Source organism: Rheinheimera sp. WS51 (genome assembly GCF_050936095.1).
Taxonomy (GTDB): domain Bacteria; phylum Pseudomonadota; class Gammaproteobacteria; order Enterobacterales; family Alteromonadaceae; genus Alishewanella.
In genome coordinates this window covers 1-7,449 of the sequence record NZ_JBOTRC010000027.1, presented here as the reverse complement: position 1 = coordinate 7,449, position 7,449 = coordinate 1, and the positions used below count along the sequence as shown (strand labels likewise).

The window sequence follows — 7,449 nt, the reverse complement described above, 5'->3', positions numbered from 1 at the left end:
GCGTTATGTTCACAAGGAGAGTGTCGATGAAATCTAAAATTATTGCATGGGTAATAGGTGGAACATTTACTTTATTAGTTTTCTTTGGTGGTTTTGTTTCTGCTTTCTATTTAAATTACGCATCTTTAGCTAATACATACACTAAAGAGCACATCGATAACGGTCGTTTTATGCTTTGGGCTTTAAAGTTCTTGGAAGAGGGTGAAACTGAAAAGGCTAAAGATTTCCTTCGAAGCCAAGTTACAACAAAAGTATTGATTGTTGAAACTGTGCGCTTGCCACCAACAAGCAAAAGAGAGCTGGAATTAATTGAAAATTTCTACTCCGAAGTTATAGATTATTTTGATTCTCAAGGTGGCTTTAATGAAACTTGGCAAGTTATGGAAAATGACGTGTGGGTAACAAAACCAACGCCCTCTATGAGTATTCTAGAGGAGTTTAAAAGTGAACATAACAAGCCAATCAAGCAGGACTAAAAACAGTTTGCTCGGTTTCGCTTCGCTACACATTGTAGCAAACAATTTTTAGCCTCTTATTGGGGCGTTATGTGAATAGGAGGTTCCGTTGAACAAGGTAGTCAAAGAACGCTTCGATGAATATCCGGAAAATGCTCGTATTAGGCTAGAGGAACTACGAAGTCTAGTCTTTCAAATCGCATCTGATTTGGAGTTGGGTGAAGTCGATGAAACTCTAAAGTGGGGTGAACCTAGCTATAGTGTAAAAACAGGCAGCCCGCTAAGAATGGGCTGGAAGCTGAAATCTCCTAACAATTATTACCTGTTCTTTAATTGCCAAACTAAGTTAGTCGATACATTTCGAGAATTGTATGGTGAAGAACTGGTGTTTCAGGGAAACAGAGCAATAGTTCTGTCCTTATCGAAAGCGTTACCAGAAACAGCAATCAAGTCCTGTTTAGAGTTAGCTTTAACCTATCAGCAGCGTAAACATTTACCTCTTTTGGGCGCGTGAAAAATTCACATAACAAAGCGTTTAAGGCAGATTCGCAACGCGTGGCATTTTTGGTTTTAATCGGCTTTAGTGTTTACGGCGCAATAGATTAGGTTCAGTGGTGGCGTTGCTCACTACTTAACGCGGCGTTATGAGGTTTAATCCTGCTGAGGTATAAATTTGAAAGTTCTGAAAAAAGAATCGTCTAAATTGGCATCAAGTGGTTTTGAACTTCATAGACGCCGATTAAATTGGCGATTAGTTACGCAGCAAAAAATACAAAGTAAGTTTCAAGAAACGGCAGAGAGCGCGAGAAATGCAAAATACCCGTTTAATTTGTTTTGCCAAGTACATGACGAAACGATAAATGAGGCTACAGTCCAACTTTCTTCAGGGGCTAATAAAACAGGCGTTATAGAAAAAATTGATACGCCTGAAAAAAAAGGATCAACATGCGAAGCGGAGAAAGGCTCCGCCTTAGTAGCATCATTTAGCAGTACAGGCTCTGTTGCGTTTATTATTTACCCCTACAAATCTGAACGTTACGCAAGAAATGAAGATAACATTATACTTTATATAGCACTTAGCCCAGATGATGTAACTGATAAAATAATTAAAAAATGCATTTCTAAATATCTATTTTATAATCGTAACTCAAGCATTTATGGTGTGTATTCAAATTCGTTAATAGATACCTTAAAAATTAACTGGATGACATTCATTGATGTGCGTAATAGGAAAAAACTATATAAAGGCTTTTGGACTTTATTTGTTGAATGGTCAAAAATAGTTGGAGCTGGCATAGCTGGCTATATTGTCGCAGTGCTCACACAAACCCCATAACAAGGGTTTTCAAGTCGGACAAATTACAGTTGGCTTTTTGTTCGTACCTCACTTATTTTAGCCAACTGAAATTTTCCGCTTAAAACGGCGTTATGTGAAGTTATGAAAAAGGAGTTTTCGTGAAGAAAATATTTATCTATTTTGCAAGTGTAGCTTTGTTCAGTACCAGTACTTTGGCTGATGATTTTGACTACGATGCTTTTGTTAAAGCATATTTTGATGCTCAGGTTATGACTCAGCAACCGAATGCAACTAAGGAAGACCTTGAGCACTATTTGTCATTCCTCACTGATGATATTGGTAATCAGCATTTCCCAAATGCACCTGATGATTCTCGGGAACCGGATGGTAAAGAAATGATGCGTAAAGGAATGAGTCGCTATCTTGGTGTTCATACAGAGTATAAAGCCGAGATTATTGGCTATCAGTATGGCTATAACGCTGTTTCAATAAAGCACAAATTCTCAGCTAAAGGTAAACGGTCGGACGGTTCAGATTTTAGCTACAGCAAAGTGGCATTAGATGTACTTGAACTTGAAAATGGTAAAGTCTCTGTTATCCGTCGGTACAGTGAATAATTCACATAACAAGCAAAGGCAGCCGACGCTTAACAGCGCGCGGCTGCTTTGAGCGTTAGCTTGCTGTGCTGCTGGTCTTGTGCAACATTTGGTTATATGAGTGATAGGGAATTTGATTTATGGACTTTTCTCAGCATAGTTATGTTGATTTAGCGCTAATACTTCTAGTAGCTTTTGTCTTAATGCTTCCTCGTTCAAATGATTCACATGAGGATGTTGTAGTTCCTACTCAGTCTGGCGCTATGTGCAAATGTTCACCTCGATATGATCTAACTTTGCATAACGATGAAACAGTTACATTCGTAAAAACAAACCAAATTTTTTCTGTTTCGGACAAAAAAGCAATAACCGATTATTTATATGGACCGTTTATCAATTTCAGTCCTGTGTATAGTGTTATTACTGTAAGAGCCGATGAAAGTGTCAGTTTCGGTACTTTATTTACTCTGACCGAACATTTAAAAAGCTCTGGCGCTGAAGTTGTTGCATGGAGCAGCCTGCAATAATTATGAGACTTAATCTTCTGTTCAAAAATTATTTTGTAAATCAAATTTTTAACCACCTTAAGTGTGGGCAGCTAACAAGCAAAGGCAGCCGACGCTTACAGCGCGGCTGCTTTGAGCGTTAGCAGGTGCTCGGGTTTTAACGGTTTTAGTCAGTAATTTTATTCCGGTTTTGCTCACGTTTGGTTTTCTTAGCGGCAGCGCAAAAGGTTGAGTCCGCCAGTTTGTGGGTTTAGTGCAAATGGCAGTGGCGGTAGCGTTGTTCTTAGTGGCTTCGCTTAGCAGTTTTACAGGTTCCGGTTGGCTCGCCGTATCGCAGCCAGCTGGTATAGTTTTTAATACAAGCAGTCTGCCGTTGTTCAGGTTTGCCAGTGCGGCAAGCCGCGCAAGTCAGGTGTGGGCTGCTAACAAGCAAAGGCAGCCGACGCGTACCGCGCAGCTGCTTTGAGCGTTATGTGGCTGCGTAAGGATTCGAGATGAGCTTTAATACTGCCGTATTGCCAATATTGATTCTATTAATTTTCGGCGCAGGTTCGATGTTCTTTGCTATGCATTACTTATCAAAAGAAGTGTCGCGGGAAAAATTGCATAAGGTCGAAGATCTGAGCTCACTATGGAAAAATAGCTTTCCTCCAACTCAGGTGTTGACTGAGCGTGGTTTAAAAATACAGAAGTGGTATCGGGTATTTATAGTCCTATTAGTTGGTATTGCCGCTGCCATTGGGCTCTTTGTCACGGGATTTAGCAATGCACCAATCATTACCACATAACAAGGCGCATCACTCGCGGCCTTCAGCCGCTGGGACGCCAACCCGCTGCGCGGCTCGTCGCCCGTGTGCTTTGCGTTATGTGTATATGTTAACTGACGGAGAGGTTTTTGCTATTTGCAATTTATGTAAATAATCTTGAGCAAGCTCTAAGTTGTCATTTGATATACCACGTTGCTGATTAAATTCCATTTGCCCTTTTATCGACTCGAACATATCAAATTTTTCATTCATGATTGCGTCTGATTTAGTTGCATTCCGTAGTGTACCATTATCATTTACTAGTATAAGGGCTTGTGCACCAAAAGTCGCACTAGGTTCATCGGGAAATAATGCACCAGATAATATGGCAGCTTCATTTCGAGACATATTACTTGGGTCTATATATTGGGCTAATTCATGTATAGAGGATACTTCTTGCGCAACCATAGCACTTTGGGTTTTATTGTCCGGCAAAGAATTGCCGGTTTTATATGCTTCTTTTGCCGGAGTCATATAAGTAGTACTGGTAATTTGCATTTTAGCCTCTAAAATAATAAGTTTTCAATTATCAAGCGAAATTTGTGCCAACAGTGTTGTGAGTGTTCTGCTAGACACACATAACAAGAAAATAAACTAGGAAAAATAGAGTTTGCCGATTTTTTGCAAAGAACCGCAAAAAAGCGTCCAACTCAATTTTCCTGTTATTTAGGCGTTAGCAGGTGCTCGGGTTTTAACGGTTTTAGTCAGTAATTTTATTCCGGTTTTGCTCACGTTTGGTTTTCTTAGCGGCAGCGCAAAAGGTTGAGTCCGCCAGTTTGTGGGTTTAGTGCAAATGGCAGTGGCGGTAGCGTTGTTCTTAGTGGCTTCGCTTAGCAGTTTTACAGGTTCCGGTTGGCTCGCCGTATCGCAGCTGGCTGGTGTAGTTTTTAATCAAAAGCAGCCGTGCCGTTATTTGGGTTTGCCAGTGCGGCAAGCCGCGCAAGTCCGGTTCAGGCAGCTAACAAGCAAAGGCAGCCGACGCTTACAGCGCGGCTGCTTTGAGCGTTATACGTTTTGGAGGTATTCATGCGTTACATTCTGGTTTTAGTATTTCTTCTGGCAATTAGTGGCAAAGTACTTGCCGATGAGTCGGTCACAATTTTTGTAAAGGAAAGCAGCTATTCAATCAACAGCTCGGATGAAGAGCTGAACTCAACAGAATTAGAAAGCAAGTTGAAACAAATAAAGTTTTCACTGGTTACCTTAGGCGTTGACTATTGTGCAGGGCCAGTTATGGTTGCTGAGGTTTATGTCGCACTTTCAAATGCCAACCCTTCAGTCAAAGACGTTCAGCTAAAAACAAGTGGCAGCCATGAAGAAAGTAAATGCAAAAACGTATAACAAATTGCTTAATTTCGTTCCGGCCACAAAAAGCGTGGCCTCCACTGGACTGCCTACGCTGCGCTGCGGCAGCCAATTAGCAAAGCGTTAGCTGAAAAGCGTATGGAGATACTTTAAAGATATGATGCGTTTTGCGATTTTCTTAATTGCTGTTACGTGCAGCGGAAATGCAGTGTCACAACAGTCTTTTACAGCCGAAGAGCAAATATTTGCAGAGCTCTATGCTAGTTACATTTCAAAAGAGATGTTTGTTGAAATATGCTCAGAGTTTGAGGGCGATGAAAACTATAAAAATCTGTTTATACAATGGACTGATATGCACAAAAGTGATATTGCAAAAGGGAAAAATATTTTGACCCATCATTACTCCTCGCATGGGGTCAAAATAGATAAAGTGTTTAAAGGTAAAATAGATGCTGAAAGAGAATATTTTAATACCGCTAATGAACATGATAAAGCATCAGTCTGTAAACGACTTGCATCATCTATTTCATCGGACGGTAATTGAGCACACTCTAAAATTTTCAGCTAACAATCGCCATCAAAAACGCGCCCTTTGGGCGCTCGACTCGCAACAAGTTGCTCGCGTTTGTGGCGGGCGTTAGGCATTCAATCGATTCAAAGGAAAATATATGGATATAAATGAATTTTGGGAAATAATCGAGCTTGGAAAAGACTCCGAAGAACCGGAAGATAACTTAAGAATTAATTTAGAAAAATTAACTCCTGAAGAAATCGTTTCATTTAAAATTCATTTTGATTATTTTTTTGATAGAGCTTACACGTGGAATCTATGGGGTGCTGCTTATATCATAGGTGGAGGATGTTCTGATGATGGCTTTATCGATTTTAGGTATGGGTTAATTTCACAAGGACGAGTTGTATATTCTAATGCAATTGAAAATCCTGAATCATTAGCCGAACTTGGTGAAGATCTCGAAATTGAAAATGAGCTTTATGGGTATGTCGCAGATGAAGTGTATGAAGAAAAAACAGGTAAAGAGATTTCGATAAGTGCTGTCGCTGACAACGAAGATTCTATGGGGGAAGAGTGGGATTTTGATGATGAAGAAGAAAATATAAAAAGATTTCCCAAGCTAATGGCTTTGTATTGGTAGATGCCTAACAAGCCACTGAAGTGTGGGACTGCCAACAGTTTGCTCGGTTTCGCTCCGCTTCACAAATTTAGCAAACTGTTTTCAGCCCCTTAGTGGGGCGTTATGTGAGCAAGAGGTAATCATGTCCATACATCAATTTGATATTTTTGCAGACTATTTTCAGCTTTATCTCATGGACGATGGAGCCGATGATGATACGTCTGAAATATGGACTGATGAAGCGCTGGATCTAAAATTGGCATTCGCCAAGAATACAGTTGCTGTCGGCACTTATCGTAATGTTGACGTTAAATTCGAACTGGAAATATTAGAAAGTGAGCCTCAAATCGATTTAAATGAATGGGATCATGCTTCTTTGGGTTTCGTCAGCTTTCCTTCAGGTAGATTCGCCGTTTTTGGTTGTACTGATTACTTGCCTGATGCAAAGCGTATAGAGTTGCCCAAAGGTAATTATGCGTTATTGTCTTTGGCAAAGGGGCTCGACTCAATTACGGTGGAGTGGGAACCAGCTGATGATTTATACAAGGTAATATTGTGGCCGTCCGATTCAAAAGATTGTAAGTCTCTAAAGCGCTATGAAATCACATAACAAACGGCTGCACCGGACAAATTTCCACAGTCACCTTTTGTGCAAAAATACGCACAAAAGTCGCCATCAAAAATTTGCTCGGTGAGCCGGGCGTTAGGTGAGCATGAAAACCCACACATTGAAGTTGATTCTATTCATCCTGCTCGCAACAAGCGTGCTTCAATTTAACATCACAGCTTCAGGTGTGAGCGCTTTCAGCTGGACGGCTTCGGGAGCAATATCTCAAATTGGTATATTGATTCTTGTAGGCCTAGCGGTTTTAAAATTTCGGGCGGATATCAGCTTAAAACTTGTCTTTTTAATTTGCTTTGCGTCATTTTATGCAGTGGCTAAGATATTTTATATGCAACTTGGGGTGGTTTTATCCCTTGCTCTGCTTGGCACTTCCGTATTTTATTTGATCGCTGTTAATTGGATAAGTCAGCTTAGAAACATTGCATTGTCCGCATACATTTCGACTGTCATTTTTTACTTTGTTACCGTAATGTTGCTGTCAATCCTGATATATTTTAGGATGCTGCCCCAGATATGGAGTAATGAGCATTTCCACCAACAAGAAGTTCGAGGTTTATTGATTAGCTTGAAATCGTTATTTTGGGGTGCTGGCCCGTCATTTGCCGCAGTTGCTATCGCTTATTTTTGCTCCAAAGCACCTAACAATGCAGCTCACTAACTCGTCGCTTCGCTCCTCAGGGACAAATACCAAAGCACGGCAAGCCGCTGGTATTTGCCCGTGGCTGC

The 7,449-nt window shown here is 40.5% G+C and carries 12 protein-coding genes; 11 read left to right on the top strand and 1 reads right to left on the bottom strand.

The window, feature by feature from the left end:
• The first annotated feature begins 26 nt into the window (after nucleotides 1-26).
• The 6 genes from ACRCA4_RS14715 to ACRCA4_RS14690 all read left to right on the top strand — a co-directional run bounded on the left by ACRCA4_RS14715 (nucleotide 27) and on the right by ACRCA4_RS14690 (nucleotide 3,642).
• Entirely contained in the window at nucleotides 27-476 is a 450-nt protein-coding gene (locus tag ACRCA4_RS14715) for a hypothetical protein (RefSeq protein ID WP_433190274.1), read from the top strand.
• Nucleotides 477-564: 88 nt separating this feature from the next.
• Nucleotides 565-969, top strand: a complete 405-nt coding sequence (locus ACRCA4_RS14710; RefSeq protein ID WP_433190271.1) for a DUF1801 domain-containing protein — start codon at nucleotides 565-567, stop codon at nucleotides 967-969.
• Between the two features lie 159 nt (nucleotides 970-1,128).
• Nucleotides 1,129-1,791, top strand: coding sequence for a hypothetical protein (locus tag ACRCA4_RS14705; RefSeq protein ID WP_433190268.1), 663 nt, complete (start codon nucleotides 1,129-1,131; stop codon nucleotides 1,789-1,791).
• Nucleotides 1,792-1,946: 155 nt separating this feature from the next.
• Nucleotides 1,947-2,369 carry a nuclear transport factor 2 family protein gene (locus tag ACRCA4_RS14700; RefSeq protein WP_433190265.1) on the top strand — a complete coding sequence of 141 codons (423 nt, stop codon included), beginning with the start codon at nucleotides 1,947-1,949 and terminating at the stop codon, nucleotides 2,367-2,369.
• A 119-nt stretch (nucleotides 2,370-2,488) separates the two neighbouring features.
• Nucleotides 2,489-2,875, top strand: coding sequence for a hypothetical protein (locus ACRCA4_RS14695; protein ID WP_433190262.1), 387 nt, complete (start codon nucleotides 2,489-2,491; stop codon nucleotides 2,873-2,875).
• A gap of 473 nt (nucleotides 2,876-3,348) precedes the next feature.
• The gene (locus tag ACRCA4_RS14690; protein ID WP_433190259.1) at nucleotides 3,349-3,642 is read left to right on the top strand and encodes a hypothetical protein; all 294 of its coding nucleotides are present in this window, start codon (nucleotides 3,349-3,351) and stop codon (nucleotides 3,640-3,642) included.
• A 75-nt stretch (nucleotides 3,643-3,717) separates the two neighbouring features.
• On the opposite strand, the gene ACRCA4_RS14685 is transcribed toward ACRCA4_RS14690, so the two are convergent.
• Nucleotides 3,718-4,158, bottom strand: coding sequence for a hypothetical protein (locus ACRCA4_RS14685; RefSeq protein ID WP_007991293.1), 441 nt, complete (start codon nucleotides 4,156-4,158; stop codon nucleotides 3,718-3,720).
• A 528-nt stretch (nucleotides 4,159-4,686) separates the two neighbouring features.
• On the opposite strand from ACRCA4_RS14685, the gene ACRCA4_RS14680 reads away from it, so the two are divergent.
• From ACRCA4_RS14680 to ACRCA4_RS14660, 5 genes are all read left to right on the top strand, one after another.
• Nucleotides 4,687-5,001 carry a hypothetical protein gene (locus ACRCA4_RS14680; RefSeq protein WP_433190255.1) on the top strand — a complete coding sequence of 105 codons (315 nt, stop codon included), beginning with the start codon at nucleotides 4,687-4,689 and terminating at the stop codon, nucleotides 4,999-5,001.
• A gap of 121 nt (nucleotides 5,002-5,122) precedes the next feature.
• Nucleotides 5,123-5,509, top strand: coding sequence for a hypothetical protein (locus ACRCA4_RS14675; protein ID WP_433190252.1), 387 nt, complete (start codon nucleotides 5,123-5,125; stop codon nucleotides 5,507-5,509).
• Nucleotides 5,510-5,633: 124 nt separating this feature from the next.
• Complete coding sequence (locus ACRCA4_RS14670; protein ID WP_433190249.1) at nucleotides 5,634-6,119, top strand: DUF4240 domain-containing protein; 486 nt, start codon at nucleotides 5,634-5,636, stop codon at nucleotides 6,117-6,119.
• Between the two features lie 121 nt (nucleotides 6,120-6,240).
• The gene (locus ACRCA4_RS14665; RefSeq protein ID WP_433190246.1) at nucleotides 6,241-6,708 is read left to right on the top strand and encodes a hypothetical protein; all 468 of its coding nucleotides are present in this window, start codon (nucleotides 6,241-6,243) and stop codon (nucleotides 6,706-6,708) included.
• A gap of 103 nt (nucleotides 6,709-6,811) precedes the next feature.
• A complete protein-coding gene (locus ACRCA4_RS14660; RefSeq protein ID WP_433190243.1) occupies nucleotides 6,812-7,381 on the top strand; it encodes a hypothetical protein in 570 nt (189 codons plus the stop codon).
• Nucleotides 7,382-7,449 lie beyond the last annotated feature (68 nt).

Bases quoted from the DNA above. Each gene is read 5' to 3' on its own strand.
- ACRCA4_RS14715 (WP_433190274.1), top strand. From the start codon at position 27: ATGAAATCTAAAATTATTGCATGGGTAATAGGTGGAACATTTACTTTA.
- ACRCA4_RS14665 (WP_433190246.1), top strand. From the start codon at position 6,241: ATGTCCATACATCAATTTGATATTTTTGCAGACTATTTTCAGCTTTAT.
- ACRCA4_RS14680 (WP_433190255.1), top strand. From the start codon at position 4,687: ATGCGTTACATTCTGGTTTTAGTATTTCTTCTGGCAATTAGTGGCAAA.
- ACRCA4_RS14675 (WP_433190252.1), top strand. From the start codon at position 5,123: ATGATGCGTTTTGCGATTTTCTTAATTGCTGTTACGTGCAGCGGAAAT.
- ACRCA4_RS14660 (WP_433190243.1), top strand. From the start codon at position 6,812: ATGAAAACCCACACATTGAAGTTGATTCTATTCATCCTGCTCGCAACA.
- ACRCA4_RS14685 (WP_007991293.1), bottom strand. From the start codon at position 4,158: ATGCAAATTACCAGTACTACTTATATGACTCCGGCAAAAGAAGCATAT.
- ACRCA4_RS14690 (WP_433190259.1), top strand. From the start codon at position 3,349: ATGAGCTTTAATACTGCCGTATTGCCAATATTGATTCTATTAATTTTC.
- ACRCA4_RS14670 (WP_433190249.1), top strand. From the start codon at position 5,634: ATGGATATAAATGAATTTTGGGAAATAATCGAGCTTGGAAAAGACTCC.
- ACRCA4_RS14695 (WP_433190262.1), top strand. From the start codon at position 2,489: ATGGACTTTTCTCAGCATAGTTATGTTGATTTAGCGCTAATACTTCTA.